The 26043-nt window shown below is 67.5% G+C and carries 24 protein-coding genes; 11 read left to right on the forward strand and 13 right to left on the reverse strand.

Translation table 11 applies throughout. The features are described from left to right. Positions 1-13 precede the first annotated feature (13 nt). The 4 genes from DIZ26_RS22290 to DIZ26_RS22305 all read right to left on the reverse strand — a co-directional run bounded on the left by DIZ26_RS22290 (position 14) and on the right by DIZ26_RS22305 (position 4534). Positions 14-982: a carbohydrate ABC transporter permease gene (locus DIZ26_RS22290; RefSeq protein ID WP_112244603.1), complete on the reverse strand. Its 969-nt coding sequence runs from the start codon at positions 980-982 to the stop codon at positions 14-16. Positions 983-990: 8 nt separating this feature from the next. Then, positions 991-1914, reverse strand: a complete 924-nt coding sequence (locus DIZ26_RS22295; RefSeq protein ID WP_112244605.1) for a carbohydrate ABC transporter permease — start codon at positions 1912-1914, stop codon at positions 991-993. After that, the gene (locus tag DIZ26_RS22300) at positions 1914-3290 is read right to left on the reverse strand and encodes an ABC transporter substrate-binding protein (protein ID WP_112244607.1); all 1377 of its coding nucleotides are present in this window, start codon (positions 3288-3290) and stop codon (positions 1914-1916) included. The genes DIZ26_RS22295 and DIZ26_RS22300 overlap by 1 nt, the downstream gene beginning before the upstream one ends. A 236-nt stretch (positions 3291-3526) precedes the next feature. Next, a complete protein-coding gene (locus tag DIZ26_RS22305) occupies positions 3527-4534 on the reverse strand; it encodes a LacI family DNA-binding transcriptional regulator (RefSeq protein ID WP_112244609.1) in 1008 nt (335 codons plus the stop codon). Between the two features lie 108 nt (positions 4535-4642). Here DIZ26_RS22305 and DIZ26_RS22310 point away from each other — a divergent pair, with 108 nt between their 5' ends. Further along, positions 4643-5887, forward strand: coding sequence for a DUF4032 domain-containing protein (locus DIZ26_RS22310; protein WP_112244611.1), 1245 nt, complete (start codon positions 4643-4645; stop codon positions 5885-5887). Between the two features lie 151 nt (positions 5888-6038). Here the strand turns inward: DIZ26_RS22310 and DIZ26_RS22315 are convergent, their stop codons facing one another. From DIZ26_RS22315 to DIZ26_RS22330, 4 genes are all read right to left on the reverse strand, one after another. Continuing rightward, a complete protein-coding gene (locus DIZ26_RS22315; RefSeq protein WP_112244613.1) occupies positions 6039-6437 on the reverse strand; it encodes a type II toxin-antitoxin system VapC family toxin in 399 nt (132 codons plus the stop codon). Next, positions 6437-6709 carry a type II toxin-antitoxin system Phd/YefM family antitoxin gene (locus DIZ26_RS22320; RefSeq protein ID WP_198676227.1) on the reverse strand — a complete coding sequence of 91 codons (273 nt, stop codon included), beginning with the start codon at positions 6707-6709 and terminating at the stop codon, positions 6437-6439. Before DIZ26_RS22320 ends, DIZ26_RS22315 begins: the two co-directional genes overlap by 1 nt. 135 nt (positions 6710-6844) lie before the next feature. Beyond that, positions 6845-7612 (reverse strand): SDR family NAD(P)-dependent oxidoreductase, encoded by a 768-nt coding sequence (locus DIZ26_RS22325; protein ID WP_112244617.1) that lies wholly within the window; start codon positions 7610-7612, stop codon positions 6845-6847. Beyond that, positions 7609-8760 (reverse strand): acyl-CoA dehydrogenase family protein, encoded by a 1152-nt coding sequence (locus tag DIZ26_RS22330; RefSeq protein WP_112244619.1) that lies wholly within the window; start codon positions 8758-8760, stop codon positions 7609-7611. The genes DIZ26_RS22325 and DIZ26_RS22330 overlap by 4 nt, the downstream gene beginning before the upstream one ends. Before the next feature lie 85 nt (positions 8761-8845). Between DIZ26_RS22330 and DIZ26_RS22335 the strand changes: the two genes are divergently transcribed. From DIZ26_RS22335 to DIZ26_RS22345, 3 genes are all read left to right on the forward strand, one after another. Further along, complete coding sequence (locus DIZ26_RS22335; RefSeq protein ID WP_112244621.1) at positions 8846-9430, forward strand: TetR/AcrR family transcriptional regulator; 585 nt, start codon at positions 8846-8848, stop codon at positions 9428-9430. Between the two features lie 54 nt (positions 9431-9484). Then, positions 9485-11125: a DUF7800 domain-containing protein gene (locus tag DIZ26_RS22340; protein WP_112244623.1), complete on the forward strand. Its 1641-nt coding sequence runs from the start codon at positions 9485-9487 to the stop codon at positions 11123-11125. 115 nt (positions 11126-11240) lie between these two features. Further along, positions 11241-12131, forward strand: coding sequence for a S1 family peptidase (locus tag DIZ26_RS22345; RefSeq protein WP_232828516.1), 891 nt, complete (start codon positions 11241-11243; stop codon positions 12129-12131). Positions 12132-12181: 50 nt separating this feature from the next. Here the strand turns inward: DIZ26_RS22345 and DIZ26_RS22350 are convergent, their stop codons facing one another. The 4 genes from DIZ26_RS22350 to cysS form a co-directional block, all read right to left on the reverse strand. Beyond that, on the reverse strand, positions 12182-12586 hold the full coding sequence (locus DIZ26_RS22350; protein ID WP_112244625.1) for a type II toxin-antitoxin system VapC family toxin: 405 nt from the start codon (positions 12584-12586) through the stop codon (positions 12182-12184). Further along, the gene (locus tag DIZ26_RS22355; protein ID WP_112244627.1) at positions 12583-12864 is read right to left on the reverse strand and encodes a type II toxin-antitoxin system Phd/YefM family antitoxin; all 282 of its coding nucleotides are present in this window, start codon (positions 12862-12864) and stop codon (positions 12583-12585) included. The genes DIZ26_RS22350 and DIZ26_RS22355 overlap by 4 nt, the downstream gene beginning before the upstream one ends. 100 nt (positions 12865-12964) lie before the next feature. Continuing rightward, positions 12965-13927, reverse strand: coding sequence for a 23S rRNA (guanosine(2251)-2'-O)-methyltransferase RlmB (rlmB, locus tag DIZ26_RS22360; RefSeq protein WP_112244629.1), 963 nt, complete (start codon positions 13925-13927; stop codon positions 12965-12967). Between the two features lies 1 nt (position 13928). After that, positions 13929-15362, reverse strand: coding sequence for a cysteine--tRNA ligase (cysS, locus tag DIZ26_RS22365; protein ID WP_112244630.1), 1434 nt, complete (start codon positions 15360-15362; stop codon positions 13929-13931). A 108-nt stretch (positions 15363-15470) separates the two neighbouring features. Here cysS and DIZ26_RS22370 point away from each other — a divergent pair, with 108 nt between their 5' ends. The 5 genes from DIZ26_RS22370 to DIZ26_RS22390 all read left to right on the forward strand — a co-directional run bounded on the left by DIZ26_RS22370 (position 15471) and on the right by DIZ26_RS22390 (position 20972). Continuing rightward, positions 15471-16697 (forward strand): neutral zinc metallopeptidase, encoded by a 1227-nt coding sequence (locus DIZ26_RS22370; RefSeq protein ID WP_157979782.1) that lies wholly within the window; start codon positions 15471-15473, stop codon positions 16695-16697. 51 nt (positions 16698-16748) lie between these two features. Then, positions 16749-17948 carry a neutral zinc metallopeptidase gene (locus tag DIZ26_RS22375; protein ID WP_112244634.1) on the forward strand — a complete coding sequence of 400 codons (1200 nt, stop codon included), beginning with the start codon at positions 16749-16751 and terminating at the stop codon, positions 17946-17948. A gap of 106 nt (positions 17949-18054) precedes the next feature. Beyond that, positions 18055-18900, forward strand: coding sequence for a lysozyme (locus DIZ26_RS22380; protein ID WP_112244636.1), 846 nt, complete (start codon positions 18055-18057; stop codon positions 18898-18900). 141 nt (positions 18901-19041) lie between these two features. Next, positions 19042-19617: a GNAT family N-acetyltransferase gene (locus DIZ26_RS22385; protein ID WP_112244638.1), complete on the forward strand. Its 576-nt coding sequence runs from the start codon at positions 19042-19044 to the stop codon at positions 19615-19617. 68 nt (positions 19618-19685) lie between these two features. Continuing rightward, on the forward strand, positions 19686-20972 hold the full coding sequence (locus DIZ26_RS22390; protein WP_112244640.1) for a C39 family peptidase: 1287 nt from the start codon (positions 19686-19688) through the stop codon (positions 20970-20972). 482 nt (positions 20973-21454) lie between these two features. Here DIZ26_RS22390 and DIZ26_RS22395 read toward each other — a convergent pair whose 3' ends face one another. Next, positions 21455-23134 (reverse strand): DUF2207 domain-containing protein, encoded by a 1680-nt coding sequence (locus DIZ26_RS22395; protein WP_112244642.1) that lies wholly within the window; start codon positions 23132-23134, stop codon positions 21455-21457. Positions 23135-23631: 497 nt separating this feature from the next. On the opposite strand from DIZ26_RS22395, the gene DIZ26_RS22405 reads away from it, so the two are divergent. Then, positions 23632-24810: a neutral zinc metallopeptidase gene (locus DIZ26_RS22405; RefSeq protein ID WP_112244644.1), complete on the forward strand. Its 1179-nt coding sequence runs from the start codon at positions 23632-23634 to the stop codon at positions 24808-24810. A 110-nt stretch (positions 24811-24920) separates the two neighbouring features. Further along, entirely contained in the window at positions 24921-26042 is a 1122-nt protein-coding gene (locus DIZ26_RS22410; RefSeq protein WP_157979783.1) for a neutral zinc metallopeptidase, read from the forward strand. Position 26043 lies beyond the last annotated feature (1 nt).

Here is a 26043-nt window from a genome sequence, read left to right on the forward strand (position 1 = left end):
AGGGGGTTGGGGATCAGCCTTTGAGGCTTCCGGCGGTGAGACCCGCCATGATGCTGCGCTGGAACACGAAGAAAACAAGGATGGTCGGCAGGCTGGCGATCACCAGCGACGCGATCAGCACGTTCTGCGGCATCTGCGCCGACAACGACGCGATGCCGACACTGATCGACATCTTGTCGGTCTCCGGCAACACCAGCAGCGGCCAGACGAAGTCCTTCCAGACCGTCACCACCGACAGGATCGAGACGACGCCCAGGATCGGCCGGGAGACCGGCAGGACGATCGACCACAGGATCCGCATCGGCGACGCGCCGTCGATCTCGGCCGCCTCCAGCAGTTCGCGCGGGATCGAGTCGAAGAACCGCTTGAGCAGGAAGATGAAGAACCCGTTCGCTGCTGCCGGCAACCAGATCGCCCAGGGAGTGTTGAGCAGATCGAAGTGGAACAGCGGCACGTCCTTCGCGACCAGATAGGTCGGCAGCAGGAGCACCATCGGCGGGATCATCAGCGTGGCCAGCATCAGCCCGAGGATCAGCTTGCCGAAGAAGGGGCGGAGCTTGGACAACGCGTACGCCGCGGTCACGTCGACCGCGAGCGTGAAGAGCCAGGCGCCGCCGGCGTACAGGGCGGTGTTCTTCAGGAAGACGCCGAGTTGCAACTGGTCCCAGGCGTCGGCGTACACGCCGAAGTCGAAGTGCTTGGGGAAGAAGCTCGGCGGGATCTGCGCCAGCTCCTCCGGCGACTTCAGCGCACCGGTCACCATCCAGTAGAGCGGAAACACGAAAGCGAGCGTGAACCCGATCACTACGACGACGAGAATGGTCCAGTAGATCACCTTGCCGCGCAGGGTCTGCAACGACATCGGCGAGACCAGGCTGCGGGTCTCGTAGCCGCGTTCCTTCTTCCTCCTTCTCGTACTGCGGGGCGCCGGTGCCGGCGTGGTTGCCTTGAGCAACGGTGGTGGATTGAGAGTGGTGGTCATCGTCGCTCCTAGGTCTGGTTGTCCCGCGAGACCCGCAGGTAGATCGCGGAGAACACCATCAGCACCACCATCAGCATCAGGCCGAGGGCACCACCGCCGCCGAAATCGCCGAAGTTGAAGGCGTACTGGTACATCAGGTAGGCGACCGTGACGGTCGCGTTCTCCGGTCCACCGCCGGTCAGCAGGTACGGCTCGATGAACACCTGCATGGTGGCGACGACCTGCAAGAGCAACATGACTAGCAGGATCAGTTTGGTCTGCGGCACCGTGACGTGCCAGACGCGGCGGAACAGCCCGGCACCGTCCAGCTCGGCCGATTCGTACAGTTCACCCGGAATGCTTTGCAAAGCGGCGAGGTAGATCAGGGTCCCCGTGCCGAGGTTCATCCACGTCGACACGATGACCAGCGAGATCAACGCAGTACTGGTCGAGTCGAGCCAGCTCAGTGGTGGGATCCCGAAACCGTGCAGGATCTGGTTGAACAGGCCGGCGCCCGGATCGTAGAACCACTTGAACAGCAGCACGCCGACAGCCGGTGGGAGCATCACCGGGAGATAGACGACGAAGCGCAGGTATGCCTTCGCGTGCCGGAGTTCGTTCAGGACGACGGCGAGCACGAACGGTACGGCGTACCCGACGACCAGGGCCAGGCCGCTGAATGCGGCCGTGTTGAGCCAGGCCGAGCGGAAGGCCGAGTCGGCGAAGACGGTCCGGAAGTTGTCGAAGCCGACCCACTTGGCGGGGTCGACGAAGTTCGTGCTCTGGAAGCTCAGGATGATCTCGCGGATCATCGGATACCAGGAGAAGAAGGCGAAACAGATCAAAGCACCGCAGAGGAACCCGTACGCCGTGAGGTTCCTGCCGACCGCGCGGCGCGCCGCTCCCTGGGGAAGGGAGCGGCGCACCGGCGGTTTCGCGGTCAGTACCGCCATCAGCTGTTCTTGGCGAGAATCTTGTCCGCCTTCGAGGAGGCGTCCGCCAGGAGTTTGTCGATGTCGGCGTCCTTGCGGGTGAGGACCGCGGACATCGCCACGTCGAGGACGGCGTACAGCTCCTGGGCCTTCGGCGGCTCGAGCTTGTTGGTGATGCTCGCCTGAGCCGTCACGTACGGCGTGAAGTGGTCGACCGGCACGGTCGCGAACTGCTTGCGCAGAGCAACGATCTGCTTGCCGGGCGCCGAGTCGCCGAACAGGTCCGGGATCGGCAGGCCGACCGGGCGGCCCTGCGCCTTGGCCCGCTCGTAGTTGAACTGGCCCTTGCCCGGCGTCAGCTCGTGGAACTCCAGCCACAGCAGGCCGGCCTTGATCTTCTCCGGCGTGGCCTTCGGGTTGAACATGTACCCGTCGCCGCCGCTCAGCGAGGCCTTGCCCTCGGACTCCGGCACCGCGGTGACGCCGTAGTCGTCGAACTTGCCCTGGAAGTCGTTGTTCACCGACTGCACGACGTCGGGCGCGCCGATCATCATGCCGAGCTTGCCCGAGCCCATCATCCGCATCAGGTCTTCCCACTGCAGCAGCTGCTTGGTGCCCATGCTGTTGTCGTCCCAGCGCATCTGCTTGAGGTTCTCCAGCACGGCCTTGCCCTCGGGGCTGTTGAACGCGGCGCTCTTGCCGTCGTCGCTCACCATCGAGCCACCACGTGCATACAGGGACGCGGCGAAGTGCCAACCGCCCGTGTTGCCTGCGCTGTATTCACCGAAGCCGGTGTAGCCGGCGCCGAGAGCGGAGATCTTCTTGGCCGCCTCGTGCACCTCGGCCCACGTTTTCGGCGGGGCGTCCGGGTTGAGCCCGGCCTGGGTGAACAGCTTGCGGTTGTAGACCAGGCCCATGTTGTAGTTGTTGCGCGGGATGCCGTAGCTCTTGTCGCCGTCTTGGAAGACACCCTTGACGTCGGGCCGGACATCGGCGAGTGCCTTGACGCTACCGACGTACGGCGTGATGTCGGCGGCCTGCTTCGCCTTGATGATCTTCTGGACGTCGGTGTAGTAGACGTAGAAGACGTCCTCCTGCGTCCCGCCCGCCAGCTTCGCCTGGAACGTGTCCGGGTTGATGCAGGGGAAGGCGTCCTTGCTCTCGATGGTGATGTTCGGGTGCAGCTGCTGGAACGCGGTGACGTCCTCCTCCCAGCCGGCCCGCTCCTTCGGGTTGCTCTTCGGCGGCTCGCAGCCGACCGTGATGGTCACCTTGGCGTCGGCTCCCCCCGAGCTCTGCGCCGCCGGCTTGTCGTCCGATCCACAGGACGCGGCCGCCAGGCCAAGCCCTGCCACGAGCAACAGACTCAGCGCCCTGCGGTGGCTCGTAGTCCTCATCGATCTGCCCTTCTGCTGGCGAGGGCGACATCCGTCCCGCCCCTCTGATGTGGGCCACACCGTAGGCAACCTGACCAGATCAGCGCAATACTTCAACCTCAAGTTGCAAAAACGTGACTCCTCATCGGAACTTGCGGGTATAGCAAAGGGCCAGCGCCGCTCGAACGCGGCACTGGCCCTTCGTAGTCAGTTGGTGACAGGTCGTACTTCGCCGTCGCGCGGCATGTCTGTCGTTGTCAGGTCGCGGCGACCGACGTCCTCACTCGAGCCGTCGAGGCGCGGACGACCAGCTCCGGCTCGAACAGGAGCTCGTCGGCCGGGACCGCCGCACGCTCGATCAAGGCGACCAGCATGTCGACCGCCGCCCGGCCCATCGCGTCAATCGGCTGCCGGACCGTGGTGAGTGGCGGGTCGGTGCAGTTCATCATCGCGGAGTCGTCGTAACCGATCACCGAGACATCGTCGGGCACCGAGAGACCGGCCCGGCGTACGGCGCGGATCGCACCGAGCGCGAGGATGTCGCTCGCGCAGACGATTCCGGTGACGCCGTGTTTCACCAGCCGAGTCGCGGCGGCGTGGCCACCCTCGAGCGAGAACATGGTGTGCTCGACCAGCTCGGGATCGGCCTCCGGCGAAGCCAGGAACGCGTCGAGCTTGCGGCGCGAGGGGATGTGGTCCCGCGGGCCGAGCACCATGCCGATCTTCTGGTGCCCGAGCGCGCGAAGATGCCCGATCGCCATCTCGGCCGCGACCACGTCGTCCGACGACACCTGCGGGAACCCGAGGTGGTCGACGGCCGCGTTGACCAGGACGGTCGGCAGCCGGCGCTCCTGGATCAGCTCGTAGTGCGCGTGGGGTGCGTCGGCCTGGGCGTAGAAACCACCGGCGAACACGACCCCCGAGACCTGCTGCTGCAGGAGCAGATCCACGTAGTCGGCTTCGGACACGCCACCGACGGTCCGGGTACAGAGCAAGGAGGTGAAACCTTGCTGCGCGAGCGCGCCGCCGACCACCTCGGCGAAGGCCGGGAAGATCGGGTTCTGCAATTCCGGCAGGACCAGGCCGACCAGCCTCGCGCGATCGCCGCGCAGCTGGGTCGGGCGCTCATAACCGAGCACGTCGAGCGCGGTCAGCACGGCCTCGCGGGTCGCCTCGGACACCCCGGGCTTCCCGTTCAGCACGCGACTCACCGTCGCTTCACTGACCCCGACCTTCTTCGCCACCTCAGCAAGTCGTCGCGTCATAGCGCAAACACTACGCCATAATCCGCAAGAATTTGCGTCCGCTTGCGCTCGGCTGCCGAACCGCTGAATCCTCAACATTCTGCCGGAGGAAGCTGACACACTGGTCGGGTGCCTCGTTTCGTCGCGACCCGCCCTGACACCGGCCTGCTCTCGCTCCCGTGGGACATCCCGCTGGAGGACTGGCCGGAGGACCAGTTGGTCGCGCTGCCGCGCGGTATCTCGCGACATGTCGTCCGCTTCGTCCGCGTCAACGGCACCGTCTACGCGATCAAAGAGGTGATGGAACACCTCGCGATGCACGAGTACCGGTTGCTGCGCGATCTCGAACGACTCGACTCCCCCTCGGTCGAACCCGTCGGCGTGATCACCGACCGGGTCGACCGCAACGGTGAGCCGCTCGACTCGATCCTGGTCACCAAGCACCTGCAGTTCTCCCTCCCGTACCGCGCGCTGTTCTCCAGCACGCTCCGGCCGGACACGGTCAACCGGTTGATCGACGCACTGGTCGCGCTGATCGTGCGACTGCACCTGCTCGGGTTCTTCTGGGGCGACTGCTCGCTGTCGAACACGTTGTTCCGGCGCGACGCGGGTGCCTTCGCGGCGTACCTGGTGGATGCCGAGACCGGCGAGCTGCACCAGGACATCTCCGACGGTCAGCGCGCGCACGACCTCTACACCGCCGAGATCAACCTGTTCGGTGAGCTGTCCGACCTCGAGGAAGGCGGGCTGCTCGACGCCGACATCGATCCGCTGGAGACGATCCACTCGATCACCGCGCGGTACGAGGCGCTCTGGAAGGAACTCACCGCGCCGGAGGAGTTCCACACCGACGAGATGCACCGGCTCGACTCGCGGATCCGGCGGCTGAACGAACTCGGCTTCGACGTGGCCGAGATCGACATCATCACCGACTGGGACGGCAGCCAGGTCCGGATCCAGCCGAAGGTCGTCGACGCCGGTCACCACAGCCGCCGGTTGCTGCGGCTGACCGGTCTCGACGTCGAGGAGAACCAGGCGCGCCGGCTGCTGAACGACCTCGACTCCTTCGCGGCCTCGACCGACCAGCAGAACGAGGACGAGGAGATCGTCGCCCACCAGTGGCTGACCGACGTCTTCGAGCCGGTGGTCCGCTCGGTCCCCCGCAACCTGAACCGGAAACTCGAGCCGGCCGAGGTCTTCCACGAAGTCCTCGAACACCGCTGGTTCCTGTCCGAACAGGCCGGCCACGAGATCGACACGATGCAAGCGGCCCGCTCGTACGTCGACACCGTCCTGTCCGCAAAGCCCGACGAGAAGCTCACCCTCCCACCCGCACCCCCACCCGGCAGCACAGTCGACCCCGACCTCGACTGACCAGCCCTTCCTCCGCCGCTGACGCCGGTCTGCGGCTGTTGAACTCCCCGCCGCAGGAGCACGAGCAACAACGAGCGCGGTTTTCCCCACCGCCTGGACCACCGCCCAGCCACCCACGTCTGCTGAGTAAGCAACCCGAGCAGCATCTCCGTCAGCTGCCAGGTGCTGCCACCGGTAGACCCAACTTCTCCGCGACGGCGAGCAGGCGACGGTCGTAGGTTACGAATGCCGTCAGATCTTCGCCCAGCACGGCATCCGCGGTGGCTAGATGGATTGCGTCGAGTGAACGAAGGAGCGGTTCGTCATAGGCGGCCGCGGTGGTTCGAACCACCTCGTCGATCTCGTAGATGGCGATCCGGCCGAGCATTCCCGCCACATTGGCGAGCAGAGCCGGTTCAACTCGTCGTACGGCGCGCGGAACCTCGACCTCGGCTATCGCCGAGGAGATCAGGAGTTGGTCCGCGTGGTCCGCGATCCAGTCCACGAGCGCATCCGACTCCGCCTCATGGCAGACCAGTTTCACCAGGGCCGCCGTATCGAGGTAGATCATCAGTACCGCTCGTCGGCGCGCATCTCTGCCAGCACCTCATCGGTTTGCCGGCCGGTGCGCAATTCGCCCCGGGGGTGTGGCATCGGGCCGGACGTTCGCGGCAGCCGAAGCTTGCCGGACTCCAGCAGCCGCGTAACCGGCGACGGCTTCGCGGGCACCAGCCGTGCGATCACCGCGCCTCGCTCGGTGATCTCGATCTCTTCGCCCTGCTTCACCCGCGACAACACCTTCGCGGTCTCCTGGTTCAGCATCCGCACCGGAATCTCAGCCATGGCATTATCGTAGTACATATTTGTCAGACATCCTCTCTGCGCCAAACTCTAGTCGGTTCGGCAGAGAAGTTATCCGTGGCACGACCCTGATCAGCGGCTGTCCACAGGGCAATTTCGAACGGCCCCGGAGGGGAACTAACGCGGCGGCATGCGTAGCGCGCCGTCGAGGCGGATGACCTCGCCGTTGAGGAGTTGGTTGGAGACGATGTGGTCCACCAAGGCGGCGTACTCCGACGGGCGGCCGAGGCGGGCTGGGTGGGGGACCTGTTGTTCGAGCACCTTGCGGGCGTCTTCGGGGAGGCCGGCCAGCATCGGGGTCTCCATGGTGCCGGGGGCGATGGTGACGACGCGGATGCCCTTGTCGGCCAGGTCGCGCGCCGCGGTCAGGGTGAGGCCGACGATGCCGCCCTTGCTGGACGCGTACGCCGCCTGGCCGATCTGGCCGTCGTACGCCGCGATGGAGGCGGTCATCACGACGACGCCGCGGTCACCGTCCTCGTCCGGCTCGAGGGCGATCATCCGCTCGGCGGCGAGCCGGAGCACGTTGAAGGTGCCGATCAGGTTGACCTCGATCACCTGCCGGAAAGTTGCCAGCGGCAACGGTCCCTTGCGGCCGACGACCCGGCCAGGCGTCGCGATCCCGGCGCAGGTGACGACCAGGCGCAGAGCACCCAACTCGGCGGCCACATCCAGCGCGGCGGCCACCGCAGCTTCGTCGGTCACATCGGTCGGCACGAAGCGCACCCGCGGGCCCAGTTCCTCGGCGATCGCCTTGCCGGCCGACGACGGCAGGTCGCAGATCACCACGCCGGCGCCGGACGCGGCGAACCGGCGTACGGTCGCCTCTCCCAGGCCGGAGCCACCACCAGTGACGAGAGCGACGTCGGACGGGCCAAGCTTCATCGAACGCTCCTGAGAAGGTCACGGCTGATCACGAGCCGCTGGATCTGGTTGGTTCCTTCGAAGATCTGGGTCACCTTGGCCTCGCGCATGTACCGCTCGGCCGGGAACTCCCGGGTGTAACCGTAGCCGCCGAGCACCTGGACCGCGTCCGTCGTCACCTTCATCGCCGCGTCGGTGCAGACCAGCTTGGCGATCGCCGCCTGCTGGGTGAACGGCCGGCCGAGATCGCGCCGACGGGCGGCCTGCAGGTACGTCGACCGGGCGGCCTCGGTCGCCGCGGCCATGTCCGCCAACAGGAACTGCAGGCCTTGGAAGTCGGAGATCGCGTGGCCGAACTGCTTGCGCTCCTGCGCGTACGACGCCGCGAGCTCGAGCGCCGCCTGGGCGAGGCCAGTCGCACAGGCCGCGATGCCGAGCCGGCCGGAGTCGAGGGCGGACAACGCGATCCGCATCCCGGCGCCCTCTTCGCCGATCAGGTTCGCCGCCGGCACCCGGACGTTGTCGAAATTGACCGTCGTCGTGGTCGATCCGGTCAGGCCCATCTTGCGTTCGGGCGCACCGAAGCTGAGCCCCCCGGACGTGGCCGGCACGTGGAAGGCGGAGATGCCATGTTTCGGGTCGGCCGAGGTCCGGGCGAAGGTCGTGTAGAAGTCCGCGTGCGAGCCGTGCGTGATCCATGACTTGGTGCCGTTGAGCACGTAGTCGTTGCCGTCACGGACAGCTTTCGTTGTCATCCCACTGATGTCCGAACCGGCCTGCGGCTCCGACAGCGCGTAGGCGCCGAGCAGGTCACCGCCGACCATGTCAGGAAGCAGCAGCTCGCGCTGATCCGGCGTACCGAAGGTTGCGACCGCGTAGCTCGTCATGGTGTGTACGGACAGGCCGACGCCGACCGTCATCCAGGCGGCGGCGATCTCCTCGAGCATCTGCAGATAGACCTCGTACGGCTGCTCGGCGCCGCCGTACTGCTCGGGATAGGGCAGGCCCAGCAGGCCGGCTCGTCCGATGGTCCGGAAAGCGTCGCGCGGGAACGACTCGGTCTCCTCGGCCTTGGCGGCGTACGGCGCGAGCTCGTGCTCGCACAGGTCGCGGACCAGGCTCAGCAGGTCGGTGGATTCCTCGGTCGGCAGCAAGCGGTCGACAGCCATTGGACACCCCTCTCAAGGCTCGTCGAAATGATACTCGTATTGATACTGAAGACCAAAGCTCCGTATCGTTCTATGCTGTCTCGATATGACAACAGTCGTCCCCGGGCGCCGCACGCGCAGGCAGTCAGAGCTGCTCGACCGGCTCCTGTCCCTGTTCCTCACCCAGGGCTTCAGCCGGTTCACCCTGGACGACCTGGCCGCGGAGCTGCGCTGCAGCAAAACGACCCTGTACGCGCTCGCGCCGAGCAAGGAACAACTCGCCGTCGAGGTGGTCAAGCACTACTTCAAGAATGCCACCGCCGAGGTGGAGTCCGCGGTCGCCAAACAGACCCGGCCGGACCGCCGCATCGCGGCGTACCTGGGCGCGGTGGCCGATGCGCTGCGACCGGCCAGCCGGACCTTCCTGGACGACGTGGCCACTTTTGCGCCGGCAAGGTCCGTGTACGAGCGGAACACCCGGATCGCCGCCGACCGGGTCCGCTCGCTGATCGAGGACGGGATCGCGGGGAAGGCGTTCCGGCAGGTCGACATCGGGTTCGCCGCCGAGATGGTCGCGCACACCATGCAGGCGATCCAGCGCGGCGACATCGCCCGCCGGACCGGCCTGAGCGACGCCGAGGCGTACCGCGAACTGGCCTCCTTCGTCCTGCACTCCCTCCGCCACGACTGACCGCCGACTCGCAACCGCTCGGCCCTGGTTGCCCCGGTCGATAGCGTGGGGCGGGTGCAGCTGAAGTTGGGGCCGTTGCTCCGGTACGTCGACGAGACGCGGGCGACCGTGTGGGTCGAGACCGACGGACCGTGCGACGTCGAGATCCTCGGACACCGCGCGCCGACCTGGTCGGTGCACGGTCATCACTACGCCCTGGTGCTGATCGAGGGACTCCAGCCGGCCAGCGAAACGCCGTACGAGGTACTGCTCGACGGCACGCAGGTCTGGCCGCTGCCCGACAGCCCGTACGGGCCGAGCTTGATCCGGACGCCACGCGCGGACGGCAGCTTCCGGCTGGCCTTCGGATCCTGCCGACGATCGGCGCCGTTCGACAAGCAGGGGTTCAAGGACTTCGGCCCGGACGCGCTCGTCGCGTTGGCCGAGCGGATGGGCGGCGACGACGCCGAACGACCGGACGCCTTGTTGCTGCTGGGCGATCAGGTGTACGCGGACGACCCGTCAGACGCAGTACTGGCCAAGCTCCGCGCGGCGCACGGTGGGCGGCAGGACTCCGAGGTAGCCGACGAGATCGGCAACTTCGAGGAGTACACCTGGCTGTACGACGATGCGTGGCTGACCCCTGCGGTGCGCTGGCTGTTCTCGACGGTACCGGTGTGCATGCTGCTCGACGACCACGATCTGCGGGACGACTGGAACACCTCGCTGACCTGGCGTCGCTGGGTCACCTCGCAACCGTGGTGGCACGACCGAGTGGTGGGCGCCTACGCGTCGTACTGGGTCTACCAGCACCTCGGCAACCTCTCGCCGGAGCAGCTCGAGAAGGACCCGACGTACGCCGCGATGCGCGCGCTGGAGGACGAGGACGAGCGCAGTTCGTACCTGGACGCGTTCGCGTGGGAGGCGGACGATGACCCCGCCTCCACTCGCTGGAGCTTCTACCGCGACTTCGGTGCTCGCTCCAAGGGCGTCCGGCTGCTGGCGGTCGACTCACGGTGCTCCCGCGAGCTCCAGCCGTCCAGGCGGGCGATGGTCGATCAGCACGAGTGGGAATGGGTACGCCGGCATACGGTCGGCGCGACACAGCCGATCAATCACCTGCTGTTCGCGTCGACGCTGCCGTTCCTGCTCACGCCCGGCCTGCATCACCTGGAGGGCTGGAACGAGGCGGTCTCCTCCGGCGCGTGGGGACGTCGCGCTGCCGGGGTCGGCGAGCGGATCCGGCAGGACATGGATCTGGAGCACTGGGCGTCGTTCCGGCGGTCGTTCGACGACGTGACCGACCTGCTGACCGATCTGGTCCGCGCCGAGAACCCGCCGGCCTCGATCCTGATGCTCTCGGGCGACGTGCACTGCAGCTACTTGTCCGAAGCCGAGCTGACCACCGTGGACCACCCCGGTACGGCGATCCGCCAGCTCACCATGTCGCCGTTCCGGAACCCGATCGGCCGGCCCATCCAGGTGGCGAACAAGGTGCTGGATACGCGCTGGATGACCGCCTTGCTGCATCGGCTGGCCCGGTCGGCCGGGGTACGCGACGTCGCCGCGCGCTGGCGTACGGCGTACGGGCCGTGGTTCGGGAACGGGGTGATGACGGTCGTACTGACCGACGACCGGTGGCTGGTCGAGGTCGACCATGCCGAGCTCCGCGGCGGCCGCCAGGTGCTCCGGCGGACCGTCGAGCACGGAGGATAACCCTTACCCTCCGGATTGAGGCATTTACTTTGTGACAACTTCCGGTAGGTTTCATCACGGTTAAGTCAAGGGCGCACCCGCCCCGAGCGCGCCCTCATCGTGAGGAGGCTGAACCGTGAAGTTCATCCACATCCGCCGTACCGTCGCCGTCCTGGCCACCGCCGGCCTGGCAGCAACCACCGCCATGCTGGGCACCCAGGCGACGGCCGCCCCCGTCGACCTGTCGAAGGTGTCGGCGGGCAGCATCACCTCCACGCTGAGCAAAGAGGCCTCCATCCCGGGCACCGCCTGGGTGACGCTTCCCGACGGCCGGATCATCGTGTCGTACGACGACACCGTGACCGGCGCCAAACTCAACTCGCTGACCGGCGTCACCAAGCAGTTCGGCAGCCGGATCACGCTGGAGAAGATCTCCGGCAAGCTGAGCAAGCGGATCGCCGGTGGCGACGCCATCTACGGCGGCCAGTACCGCTGCTCGCTCGGCTTCAACGTCCGCAACAGCGCCGGCGTCTACTACTTCCTGACCGCCGGTCACTGCGGCAACATCGCCTCCAGCTGGTACTCCAACTCCAGCCACACCACGCTGCTCGGAACCACCTCGGGTTCGAGCTTCCCCGGTAACGACTACGCGATCGTGAAGTACGCGAGCTCGTACACCAACCACCCTGGCACGGTCGACCTCTACAACGGGTCGTCCCAGGACATCACCACGGCGGCCAACGCCTTCGTCGGTGAGTCGGTCAAGCGCAGCGGCAGCACGACCCACGTCCACAGCGGCACGGTCACCGGTACCAACGCCACGGTGAACTACGCCGAGGGCACGGTCACCGGTCTGATCAAGACCAACGTCTGCGCCGAGGGTGGCGACTCCGGCGGCTCGCTGTTCGACGGAACGAAGGCCCTCGGCCTGACCTCCGGCGGCAGCGGCAACTGCTCCTCCGGCGGCACCACCTTCTTCCAGCCCGTCACCGAACCCCTCTCCGTCTACGGCGTCAGCGTCTACTGATCCACAGAGACGACCCGAGAACCCCCTGCTCCGGCAGGGGGTTCTCGGCCTCAGACGGGCGCGGTCACCGGGTATCCGAGTTCCTCGGCGGCACCGGCCAGCTCTCGGTCATACGTGATGAACTCGGCGAGATCCGGCCGGAACGGCTCTGCACTCGCCAGATGGATGGCATCGAGGGAGCCGAGTCGAGGTGTCCGGTACGCCATTGCCCGTGCCAGCACGGTGGTGGTGAGATCCACCAGGTAGATTCCGCGGATTGCCTGCGCAGCGAAGTAGGGCACCTGCTGATGATCCACACCGGCCCGCAACAACGTGCGAGTGATCTCCAGCCTCGCCAACTCGCTCGTGATGAGCTCGGTGTCCCCGGGCAGCGACTCCCGCCATTTGCGGAGCGCAGCCGACTCCGCCTCCGGTTTGATGAACTTCAGCAGGGCGCAGGAATCCAGATAGATCACCGGCGGCGCTCCGAGTCCCGCTCGGCGATCAGCAGGTCTGACAGGCTGTCCACCTCGGGTGTCAGGTCGAGCGCCAGATCCGGCATCCCCATCTCGGCCGGCGGTGTGACCTCCCCGGAGTCGATCAGCCGCCGCAAGGTGTCCGGCCGCTCGTCTTCGGGGACGAGCCGCAGAACCGGCCGACCGCGGTCGGTGACGACAATCGTCTCCCCGGCCCGCACCCGCGCCACCGCTTTCGACGGATTCTGATTGAGCTCACGCAAGCCGATGGTCTCCATCTGAATAATGTACCTACAAAAAGTAGGTACATCAAGAAGCTTGTGGTAGTAATAACAGAACCCCGGACGGCTTCTGTCCGGGGTTCTGGTGCGTAGGTGATTACTGGCCGCGGCGGCGGGAGATTTCGTAGAGGGCTACGCCGGTGGCGATGCCGGCGTTGAGGGATTCGGTGCTGCTGGTCATCGGGATGGAGACGATCAGGTCGCAGTTCTCCCGGACCAGGCGGGCCAGGCCTTTGCCCTCGCTGCCGACGACCAGGACGATCGGGTCGGTGGCGGCCTGCAGGTCGGGGAGTTCGACCTCGCCGCCCATGTCGAGGCCGACGATCATCAGGCCGGCGTCCTTGTAGGACTTCAGCGCACGGTTCAGGTTCGTACAGCGAGCCACCGGGATGCGGGCCGCCGCACCGGCCGAGGTCTTCCAGGCCGACGCGGTCATCGACGCCGTACGCCGTTCCGGCACCAGCACGCCGTGCGCACCGAAGGCCGCGGCCGACCGGGTGATGGCACCCAGGTTGCGCGGGTCCGTCACGCCGTCGAGCGCCACGATCAACGGCACCTGGTCGGCGTCGTACGCGAGCCTCAGCAGGTCGTCGGGGTGCGCATACTCGTACGGCGGGATCTGCACGGCGAGACCCTGGTGGGCGCCGTGACTGGTCAGCCGGTCGAGCTCGATCCGGGGCACCTCGAGCAGGGAGATCCCGTGCTCGACGGCGATCAGCAGTGCCTCGCGCAGCCGGGCGTCGCGCTCGGTGCCCTCGGCAACATAGAGCGCGCTGACCGGTACGCCGGCGCGGAGCGCCTCGACGACCGGGTTGCGGCCGTACACCCACTCGACCGTGGACTCGGAGTCCTTGCGGTCCGGGCGGCGGCCGGTGGTGCGCTTCTCGGCGCGCTCCTTGGCCTTCGCCCGCTTGTGCGCGGGGTGCTTGGTGCGGTCCACGGCCTTCGGGGTCGGGCCCTTGCCCTCGAGTCCCCGGCGGACCCGGCCACCGGAACCGGCGGTCGGGTTGCCGCGTGGCTTCTTGCGGATCGCACCCTTGCGTTGACTACTGCCTGGCACTTCAGTTTCCTTCGGTTGATGGGTGCGCGGCGATCGTCCACCGGGATCCCTGTGGGGTGTCCTCGACGACGACGCCGAGCGCCTTGAGCCGGTCGCGGATCTCGTCCGACGCGGCATAGTCCTTGCGCTCGCGGGCGGCCTGACGCTGGTCGAGCAGCGCCTTCACCAGTCCGTCGACCACTTCGGTCAGTTCTTCGTTGCCACCGGCCCGCGACGCCCACGGCTCGGCCAGCGGGTCCAGCCCGAGCACGCCGAGCATCGCCCGCACGGAGGCCAGATTCTCTTGCAGGGCAGGAGAATCGCCGTCGGCGACCAGTTTGTTGCCGTCCCGCACGGTGTTGTGCAGCACGGCGACAGCGGCCGGTGTCCCGAGGTCGTCGTCCATCGCGTCGGCGAACGCCTGCGGCACATCGGCCGCGGGCTGGACGCCACCGGTCACCTCGGTCGCGCGCCCGACGTATCCCTCGATCCGCTGGAAGCTCGTGGCGGACTCCTCGAGCGCGGCCATCGAGAACTCGACCACCGAACGGTAGTGCGAGCTGACCAGGTAGTACCGCAGCTCGATCGGGCGGACCTGCTCGACGACGTTGCGCACGACCGCGCCGTTGCCGAGCGACTTCGACATCTTCTCGCCGGCCGCCGTCACCAATGCGCTGTGCATCCAGAACCGGGCGAACTTCTGCCCGACCGCGGTCGACTGGGCCAGCTCGTTCTCGTGGTGCGGGAAGCGCAGGTCGAGGCCACCGCCGTGAATGTCGAACTCGTCGCCGAGATACTTACCGGCCATCGCCGAGCACTCCAGGTGCCAGCCGGGCCGGCCAGGACCCCACGGGGTCGGCCAGGAGGCCGTCCGCGGCGTGCCTTCGGTGTAGCCCTTCCAGAGCGCGAAGTCGCGCGGGTCACGCTTGCCGCGCGGGTCCGCGTCCTCGGCGGCCTCCATGTCGTCGATCCGCTGGTGCGACAGCTCGCCGTACTTCGGCCAGGACTTCACGTCGAAGTACACGTCGCCGGAGCCGTCGGTCGCGACGTACGCGTGCCCGCGCTCGATCAGCTCCCCGATCATCACCAGCATCTCGGGGATGTGACCGGTGGCGCGCGGCTCGTACGTCGGCGGACGGCAGCCCAGTACGTCGTACGCCCAGTGCAGTTCGCGCTCGAACTCGTAGGCGTGCGCCCACCACGGCACCTGCCGCTCGGCCGACTTGGCCAGGATCTTGTCGTCGATGTCGGTGACGTTCGCGATCACGGTGACCTCGTAGCCCGACCGCTCCAGCCAGCGCCGGAGGACGTCGAACACGATCTCCTTGTAGATGTGCCCGACGTGCGGGGCACCCTGCACCGTCAGCCCACAGTGGTAGATCCCGACCTTGCCCGGATGGACCGGTTCGAAATCCCTCACTGCTGCTGTCGCGGTGTCGTACAAGCGAAGTGTCACTGATCAAGGGTAACGGTGATATAGGGGTGCTCTTGACAATTTCCCCACAGCGGTCATCGGACCGGACCGCGCTCGCCGGACTGTACGGTGCTGCCCGAGGAGGTTGCCTTGTCGAACCAGCAACCGTACGGCGGCCAGCAGCCGCCTTACCAGGGGCCGCCCCAGCAGTGGGGCACACCGCAGTACCAGCCACCGCCGCCCCCGCAGCAGCAGCCGCAGCCGCAGCAGCAGCCGCAGCCGCAGTACGGCCCGCAGTACGGCGCACCGCAGTACAGCGCGCCCGCTCAGTACTACGGACCGCCGCCGGGCGCCCCTGGCTTCGGCTGGGGACCAGGTGGTCCGCAGCAGCCCAAGAAGAAGAGCAAGGCCTGGCTGGCGATCATCCCCGTACTCGTCGTCGGAGTGGTAGGGCTCTGGATCTACGGCGTCATTCAGAAGCAGCACCGGCTGCACGACGACTACGCCCAGCCCCAGCCGACTGCCAGCTACAGCCCCAGCGACGACCCCAGCACGGGTCCCTCCACTCAGCCCACGACAGCGGAGACGACCGGCACCCAGCCGAAGCCGACGAAGACAACCCAGCCGGCGCGCCAACCCACGCCGTACGAGGTGGTCAGCCGGACCAAGTTCTATCGGACCGGTGTCCAGGCGGGCGTCCGCTGCCGCGAGTCCGGCGCCCGACCGACTTCACTCTCCAACGCCGTCAGGTACTACGCGAACGTGAAGTCCTGCGCCGACCGGGGTTGGCCACGGCAGGTGAACGCGGCCGGCCTGCCGTTCAAGGCGCCGAACACGATCGTGATGAACGGCAAGGTGGGCTCACCGTGCGGCAACAGTGCACCCAGCTCGTACTACTGCGCGCTCAACCACACGATGTACCTGGCCGGCGACTACGACATGGCCCAGTACCGAAGGGCCAACGGGAACTCCACCGCCGTGGCCTTTGTCCGCGCAGGCATGCTGTTCGTGGTGGCTCACGAGTACGGCCATCACATCCAGGAGATCACCGGCATCCTTCCGGCCTTCAACCGGCTCTGGTACGACGCGCCGAACAAGGCGGCGCAACTGGAGATCAATCGCCGGATGGAGTTGCAGGCGAGCTGTTTCGGCGGGCTCTTCGTCGCGGCGAACCGGAACACCTACCCGATCAGCGGTCAGCTCAAGACCCAGTTCAACTGGATGGTCTACCACATGGGCGACAACTACGATCCGATCCCGGGCCACCGGATCCACGGCAACCGGACCAGCCACGGCAACTGGACCATGCGCGGCTACAACACCCGCAACCTGGCCGCCTGCAACACGTTTACCGCCCCCAGCGCCGCAGTGCAGTGATCAGCTGAAGCGAACCCTCCGGCCGGTACCGTGCCGGTCGGAGGAGGAACCTTGTCGAACCAGCAGCCGTACGGTGGCCAGCCGCCCTACCAAGGCCCACCCCAGCAGTGGGGCACGCCGCAGTACCCGGGTCCCCCACCGCAGCAGCAACCGCAGTACGCCGGTGGACCGCAGTACGCAGGTACGCCGTACCCGGGACCGCAGTACGGCGGACCTGGTGGGCCCGGATTCGGCTGGGGGCCGGGTGGACCGCAGGCGCCCAAGAAGAAGAGCCGCGGCTGGATCGCGATCATCCCGATCGTCCTGGTCGTCGGCGTCGTCGGTCTGTGGATCGCCGGGGTGATCAGCAAGCAGCACCGGCTGAACGACTACACGTCGCCGCAGCCGTCGTACACCTACAGCCCCACCAACGAGCCGACGTACGACCCCTCCGACGACCCGACGGACGAGCCGACCAGCGCGCCGACGACGACCGAGCCGACGACCACGGCTCCTCAGCCGACCAAGACGACCGCCCCACCACGCCAGCCGACCAACTACGAGATCGTCACCCGGGACCTGTTCTACCGAACGGGTACGTTGCGGGGCACCGGCTGCCGGCTGCCCGGCACCAATGCCTCGAGCATCGCGAGCGAGACCTCCTTCAACCGCTCGCTGAAGGCCTGCCTGGATCGCGCCTGGGCGCGGCAGGTCCGCGTCGGCCGCGACGTCTTCCGGCCGGCGAACGTGGTCACCATGAACGGCGGCGGCCAGACGCCGTGCGGGGGAAGTTCAGGCCGTTCCCACTACTGCGGCTCCAACATGACCATCTACATCGACGGTCGCAGCGATGTGGCTTACTACCACAACGGGCGGACGTCGAAGGCGTGGCTGCGCGTCGCCATGGCCGACACGATGGCGCACGAGTACGGCCACCACCTGCAGAAGCTGACCGGGATCAGCCGCGCCTTCAACTGGCTGTGGTACGAGGCGCCGAACAAGTCCGCGCAACTCGAGATCAATCGCCGGATGGAGCTCCAGGCGACCTGCTTCTCCGCGATCTTCCAGGGTGCGAACAAGGCGACGCTGCCGGTCACGAGGGAGTACAAGGAGAAGTTCAACTTCATCTCGCACAACTCCGGCGACGAGTGGGACACCGAGCGCACGCACGGCAGCAAGGTCGTCCAGCCGTACTGGATGAACCGCGGCTTCAACAGCCGCAACGTCGCGCAGTGCAACACGTTCACGGCGACTTCGGACAAGGTTCGGTAGATACTCACACATCTTTTGAGATTTTTGGTTAATTCTTACCCCTAGCGGGGTAAGAACTCCGCCGAGCGCTCTGTCCCGCCCCTACACCGCTCTGTGGAGGTCCCTCGTGAAATCCTTCGTCACGGGTGCCGCCGTCACCCTGGGTCTGCTCCTGGCCCCGCTTGCCGGCTCCACCCTCGCCAGCGCCGCTCCCGCCCCCGACTCCAGCACCAGTCCGGCCGCCCATCAGCCGACCACCGAAGCTCGTCAGCACGACATCACCAAGGCCGGTGAAGCCTTCATGGGCTGGCGCCAGCCCACCACCGCCGCCGGCCCGGCGGTGATGTCGACGACCGCCAGCGTCGAAGGCATCGACGTCTCCAGCCACCAGGGCAATGTCGACTGGGCCGCGCAATGGAACGCCGGCAAGCGGTTCGCCTACTCGAAGGCGACCGAAGGCAACTACTACTCCAACCCGTACTTCGCCCAGCAGTACAACGGGTCCTACAACGTCGGCATGATCCGCGGCGCCTATCACTTCGCCACGCCGAACGACTCCAGCGGCGCCAACCAGGCGAACTACTTCGTCGACCGCGGCGGCGCCTGGTCCCGCGACGGCAGAACGCTGCCCGGCGCGCTCGACATCGAGTACAACCCGTACGGCGCGACCTGCTACGGGTTGAGCGCGTCGTCGATGGTCAGCTGGATCCGGGACTTCCTCAACACCTACAAGTCCCGCACCGGCCGCGACGCGGTGATCTACACCAACCTCGACTGGTGGAGCCGCTGCACCGGCAACAGCACGGCCTTCAACTCCACCAACCCACTCTGGGTCGCCCGCTACGCCTCGGCCCCCGGCACCCTGCCAGGCGGCTGGCCGTTCCACACCATCTGGCAGTACAGCTCCACCCCGATCGACCAGGACCGCTTCAACGGCGACCAAACCCGCTTGGTTGCCCTAGCCAACGGTTAAACCCGGCACCTGAAGAGCCGGAGGCCCAACCCTCCGGCTCTTCGGCCCTGCCTTGTCGCTCACCCGCCTTCGCCACCCACCTTCTTCCTTGCCCTTCTTTTCTTTGTTTTATTCGGTTGCGGCGTCTTCTAGGCTCGGAGCGTGACCTTTTCGCTGCCGATCGAGACCGACCGCCTGACGCTCCGCCGCTACCAGGAATCCGACTACGACGACCTGCTCAAGCTGCAGTCGAACGACGACGTGACCAGGTTCCTGCTGTACGAATCGAAGACCCCCGAGCAGGTCCGCGAGTCCCTGGCGAGCCGGCTGGCCGACGTACCGATGGATGCCGAAGGCCAGGCACTCACCCTCGCGGTCATCCTGCGCGAGACCGGCCAGTACGTCGGCGAGGTGACCCTGTTCGTCTACAACGCCGAGCACCGCACCGGCGAGATCGGCTTCGTCTTCCACCCGGAGTTCCACGGCCGCGGGTACGCCGCCGAGGCGTCGACCGAGCTGCTCCGGCTCGGCTTCGACCAGCTCGGGATGCACCGGATCATCGGCCGGTTGGACGCCCGCAACACCGGCTCGGCGAACCTGCTCAAGCGCCTCGGCATGCGCCAGGAGGCGCACTTCGTCCGCAACGAGTTCCTCAAGGGCGAATGGACCGACGAGGCAGTCTTCGCGATTCTCGTCGACGAGTGGCAGGACCGCTCGGCGACCACTGAAAGTATTTGACGAAGAATTTCCTCATTGCGGCACGCGTTCACCGCGACAGGGCGCGGCGGCGGGTCTACCGTCGAAAGATGATCGCCGCCCGCTCCGTCACCACCCTGATCACCGGTCTCGTCGTCCTCGCGCTCAGCGCCGCCCCGAGTACCGCTGCCAAGTCACAGGTCCGCGAGATTGGCTTCCACGGTTGGACGTCGTCCGCGGACTTCCTGGCCGGTACCAGAGCCGGCACCACCGTCGCCGACGACGCGCTCACGTTCGGCTCAGCGACCGGCAGTACGTCGTACGTCGACCCGTTCGGCGACGGCACCGCCAAGACCTACGAGCAGGCCAGTTGGACCTCGCCCGAGGTGCGCCCCGGCTTCGCGCTCACCGAACTGGTCGCCTCCTGGAACGCCACCACCCCGCCCGGGACGTGGATCGAGGTGGCGATGTCGGGCCACTCCGACCAGGGCAAGACCACCAAGTGGTACGTGCTCGGCCGCTGGAACAAGGGCGACGACACAGCGGCGGGTGATATCCACCGCACCTCTGTCAGCGGCCAGCGCGACACCGTCGGCGACGTCTCGGTCGACACCTTCGTAGCTCGCTCCGGCCGTTCACTGGACCGCTGGCGCCTCAAGGTGACCCTCTACCGCCTCGCCGGTACGACGAGCGCTCCCGTACTGCGCTCTGTCGGCGCCATGGCGTCGCACCTGCCGTCCGACGCGACGGTGCCGGTCAGTCCCTCGGGTGGCGCGTGGGGCCAGGTGCTGAACGTACCGACGTACTCGCAGGAAACCCACATCGGGCAGTACCCACAGTGGGACGGCGGCGGCGAAGCCTGGTGCTCCGCGACCTCCACGGCGATGGTGCTCGACTACTACGGCGCCGGACCGACTCCAGCGGAGACAGCGTGGGTCGACCCGACGTACGCCGATCCGCAGGTCGACCACTCGGCCCGCTCGGTCTTCGACTACGACTACGACGGCGCCGGCAACTGGCCCTTCAACACCGCGTACGCCGGTACGCGCGGCCTCGACGCCTTCGTCACCCGGCTGCGGTCCCTCACCGAAGCCGAGCAGTTCATCAAGGCAGGCATCCCCCTGGTGGCCTCCCTCTCCTTCACCAAGGACGAACTCCCCGGCGCCGGCTACGGCACCAACGGCCACCTGATGGTCATCGTCGGCTTCACCCCCACCGGCGACGTCGTCGTCAACGACCCCGCCTCCCACCTGATCAAGAGCAACGACCAGGTCCGCACCACCTACAACCGCCAGGCCTTCGAAAACGCCTGGATCCCCCACTCGGGCGGCATCGTCTACGTCATCCACCCCACCAGCACGCCACTCCCGCCCCACCCAGTCCAAGCGAACTGGTAGCCCCGATCGGAACCGCCCGTATGCCGGGGGCGGCGTACGGGCGGTTCCTCCATCTGAGCCCGCCCGCGCGCCTCCTTCGTCGCCGCTCCCCACCCCCCAACTACGGCCTCCTGCGTCGCCCTACCGTTGCCTCGCTCAAGGAAAGCTGCCCACTGCACGACTCGGGGGGACGGGGTTCTCGTCGCGCAACCACGGAGGTGTCCAATGGGCATCCTCGGCGAGCATGAGTGGAAGCCCTTTGTCACAAGGCTTGGTCCGCTTGTTCGCACCGCTCGCTCGCCGTTCCTCCGGCAGACGACAACCCGCACCACACAACGAGCCGCGACGCAGGAGCGGCGATCCCGGGGCGGGTGGGACGAGCGCCGACGCAGGAGGCGCGAAGCGGGCCGCAGTACCCGAACACCCCCGGCGACCACCTCGCCTTCGCCGAGCCGGGACGGAGGAGCAGCGTGGGGAGCTGCTCACACGTGGTACCAGCAGGTTCAGCGGGTGAAGAGGGCGCCGGTGAGGTTGGTGGTGAGGTTGCGGAGGGAGTCGGGGAGGTAGTGGAGGTGCCAGCCTCGCGGGCCGCGGTACCAGTGGAAGCCTTCGTCTTCTTCGTCGTCGACGTCGGTGGCGACGAGGGCGTCGATCCAGCGCTCGGAGCCGCCGAGGACGACGGCGTACGGGAGGGCGCGGGAGCAGAGTTCGGCGTGCTGGTCGGAGGGGAGTTCGCTGACGTCCATCTCGAGCAGTTCGCCGCGGATCGCCGCGACCTGGCCGAGGACGCGACCGGCGGCGGGTGCCTTGGCCGGCATGTGGCGGCCGATGACGAGCAGGCCGACGCCGACGGCGGTGATGGCGAGGCCGAGCAGGCCCCAGCTGCTGAACAGTGCCAGCAGGAACGTGGCGATGACGCCGACCACGGTGACCGCGATGCCGATCGTTGCCCACAGCGACCGAGTCCGGTCGGGCCGCTCGGTGAACCAGCCGCGCTTGACGACACCGTCGTACAGGGCATCCTGGACCTGGCCGAGGCCGGCCCTGACCTGCTTGCCGAGTTCGGAGACGAGCACGGTGTCGGAGTCGCCGAAGATCGCGCGGACAAGGACGTTCTCGTAGCGCTGGAGTTCCTCGGCGGGTGCGCCGGAGACCCGCTTGAGTTCCCAGTCGGGGCGCGAGTACTCCGACTCGTGCTCCAGTTCGGTGATGGTGATATGGCCGCGGACAGCCAGGTCGATGATGGTGGCCGTGACGTCGACAGGGTCGATCCGCTCGTCGATCAGCGTGCCCACCTCACCCGGCCGCAGGTCCGCCGGCGGGGTGAAGTCGATGCGAGTGTCCTGGCCGAGGCTGAACAGCGACGCCGGTACTACGCGGCGCGGGTCGACCTGGTCGCGGCCGCGCAACCGGTACAGGACGAGCAGGGCAGCGGCGCCGAGGAGCAGCACCAGCAACGCGGTGATCAGCTGGGCGGCGTCGGTGGAGAAGGCGCGCTTGAACGTCTTGCGGTACTCGACGATCGTGTTCGCGGCGATCTCGCCGTCGGGGAAACCGACCGTCATCCGGACCGCGTTGCCGGGCGGCAGGCCCTGCTGGCGGAACGTCGGGCCGGACGTCTCGCCGATCTGGGCGAGGGTGCACGGGGTGTTGCTGTCCAGCGCGCCCGCGGTGCAGGAGACGTGCGACACCTGCGGGGTGCTGTAGACGACGTTGGCGTCCTGGATGGTCAGGTTCACACCGGTCAACGGAGTGAACCGGACCTCGGTGCCGTTCAGCACCTTGGCGACCGCGCCGCGGACGGTGTAGGTGAAGTCGAGTTGGGTGTCACCGGAGACGCCGGCCACCGCGATCGAGGTGACGTCGCCCTTGACGGACATCTCGCTCTTCTTGTCCTGGCCGCCGGACTTCACGTGCAGGTCCTCGATCTTCTGCACGTGGTCGACGGCGTCGGGCAGGTGATCGCGGGTGAGCACGAACCGGGTGAAGGTCCCGGTCACGTTGCTCAGCTTCCACGTCTCGGAGACCTTGAGCAGACCGTCGCGTTCGACCCTGATCTCACTGTCGAAGTTGGTCACCACCGGGTCGGCGGAGCCGCCGGCACCGGTCGCACCGGCCTGGACGCCGGTCAGGGCCAGGAAACCGAGGGCACACAGGGATACCCCGAGCAGACGTAGACGCATCGCCCAATCACACCGTATCGAGAGGGTCAGGATGAAATCGGCCCGTCGCCACCGGGCCCCTGCCCGGCGACCGGGTGGTCGCGACAGGTCGTACTACGTCGCCCCGCGGCTGACCGCAGTTCGACAGGGGGCACCCTACCGCGGCCCATGCCCACCGCAACGGCCTGCATCCCACCGTTCTCGGTGGAGCGGCGGCGCTGACCCCCTCGGCAAGGTCAAGCTGAACACGACTGCTGGTGGGCCGGGGTGGGGGTGGGGGTGAGCTGGGGCTCGGATAGCGTCGGGCTTCGCGCGGTTGTGCCCCGGGCCGTGCTGACGTCCACTTGCGGGGCAGTGGAGCGTGTGTGTCCGACAACCAGTGGGGCCCTCCCGGCCAGTATCCGCAGCAGCCCCCGCCCGGTGGCCAAGGCCCGTACCAGTCAGGCCAGTACTCCGGCGGCTACGGGCCACCGCCCGGCCAGCCGCAGCCGCCTGGGCAACCAGCCCGGCCTGGGCAGATGCCTCCTGGGCAGGTGCCGCCGCCTGGGCCGTTCGGGGTGCAGCCGTGGCAGCCGCAGTACGGGGTGGCGCCGACTACGCCGGGGCAGCAGCTTCCCCATGGGCTCGGGTGGGGTGCGCCCGCCGGTGGGCCGCAGCCGCCGAAGAAGGGCGGCGGCGCGGCGAAGGCGATCCTGTTCGTCGTCGGCGGCCTGGTCGGAGTAGTGATCCTGCTCTCGCTCGTCTCGGGCTACCTGAAGCACAACAGCTCCAGCGCGGACAGCCCGTACTACGTGCCGACCACCGACCCGAGTTACAGCCCGACCTACGACCCGACTTCGTACGAGTCCCCCACCTCTGCGCCGTCACAGCCGACCACGGCACCCACGACGACCGAGCCGACCAGCACCAGGCCGACCGTGACGAGGCCGACAGCGCCGCGGACGTCGAGTACGCCACCGGTGAAGCGTGGACCGACCGCCTACGAATGGGTCAGCCGGAACAAGCTGTACTCCACGGGTGTGATGGCCTCCGTCGGCTGCAAGGAGTCCCGCGCGCGCCCGTCGACCGTCGCGGGCGCCACGGCCAACTACCTCCAGCTGCGCTCCTGCCTGAGCCGCGCCTGGAGCCCGTACGTCAAGCGGGCCGGCGGCAGCTTCCGCGTACCGAACCTGCAGACCTTCACCGGCACGGTGCAGTCGCCGTGCGGCTCGATGAGCGACACCGGGCCGCCGTTCTACTGCGGTGACAACGACACCATCTACATGAACCTCAGCCAGGACGTCGGCAACTACAACCGCTACACCCAGAGCTACAGCAAGGTGTGGGCCCGGATGTGGATGCTGCACCAGTTCGCGCACGAGTTCGGTCACCACGTACAGAACATGACCGGCATCCTCCAGGCCAACCACGACCTGCGCTACGACGCTCCGAACCGGACCGTCGAGCTGGAGATGACCAGGCGGCTGGAGCTCCAGGCGTCCTGCTTCAGCGACGTCTTCATCGGGGCGAACAAGCGGAGCTATCCGATCACCGGCCAGTCCTACGTGCAGTGGAAGTGGCTGATCGCGAACACCACCGACTACGGCAACGACCACGGTGACGCCGACATCCACAACTACTGGGCGCTGCGTGGGTTCAACAGCCGCAACCCGGGTGCGTGCAACACGTTCACGGCACCGTCGGGCAAGGTGAGGTGACCCTGCCCCCGGCGTACGCCGTAGGGCGGGTGCAGACGAACTGCGGTCCGGGTGGTTAGCCTGGTCCCCCGGATCACGCCTCGTGTGTCCCGGGGGGATGAGGAATCACCGTGTCCAACCATGACTGGAGCGAGCCACCAGGGCCGCATCCGCCGCCGGGGCCGCTGCCCGACGGCTCGATACCGCTTTACGGCAGCCAACCGCTGCCGGGAATGCCGGGGGGCGAGCCGGCGCTGCCGCGGGTGGGCTGGGGGCCCGAGATCGGCGGCGAGCACACCTTTCAGCACGGCGGCCCGCAGCCCAAGCGCCGCAGCACCGGGCTGGCGATCAGCCTGCTACTGCTCGGCGGTATCGCTGTGGCTGTCGTGATCGCCGCACTGGCTCTACGCGAAGACAGCTTCACGACGGTGGCGCCGGTGCCGGGCGCTGGTCTGGCGGCGCCCTCGACCTCCCAGACCCCGTCGCCTGGAACCGGCGACGACGGGGCGGCGTCGCAGGACGGTATGAAGGTCGTCACCAGCGATGCGTTCTACGCCTCCGGCGCCCAGGGATCGGTCGGCTGCCGGGAACCACGGGCTGCCCTGAGCAGCCCTGCCGCAGTACGGGGGTACTACGCCAACCTGATCGGCTGCCTCAACCGCGCCTGGGCCGGCAAGGTCCAAGGCGCCAAGCACACCTACACGGCACCGCGGGTGCTGTTCTGGTCAGGGCAGGTCCAGTCGCCCTGCGCCGGCAGTTCGGCGGTCTCGTTCTACTGCGCCACGAATCAGACGCTCTACCTGAAGTTCGAGGACGACATCAAGCTGTGGAACCGCGCCTCCGATCCGGGCAACCGGGCGTTCGCGCGGATGTGGGCGACCTACACGGCCGGGCACGAGTTCGCCCATCACCTGCAGCAGCTGACCGGCATCCTGGCTGCCGCGCATCAGCTGGAGTACGACGCGCCTGACCGCGACACGCGACTCGAGCTGAGCCGGCGGGTCGAGCTGCAGGCCTCCTGTCTCGGCACCGCCTTCATGGGGGCCAACAAGATCTCGTACGGCATCACCGGTCTCGACCTGACGATCTACCGCAGGTACGTCGAGGCGCAGACCGGCGACGAGAACAACCGCGGTGGACCGCGGGACCACGGCGCCCGGGCCAGTCACCAGTACTGGGCCGCGCGCGGTTTCAACACCAGTAACAGCGCCTACTGCAACACGTTCACGGCTTCGGCCAGCAAGGTCTCGTGAG

Source organism: Kribbella monticola (assembly GCF_003261635.1).
Classification (GTDB): domain Bacteria; phylum Actinomycetota; class Actinomycetes; order Propionibacteriales; family Kribbellaceae; genus Kribbella; species Kribbella monticola.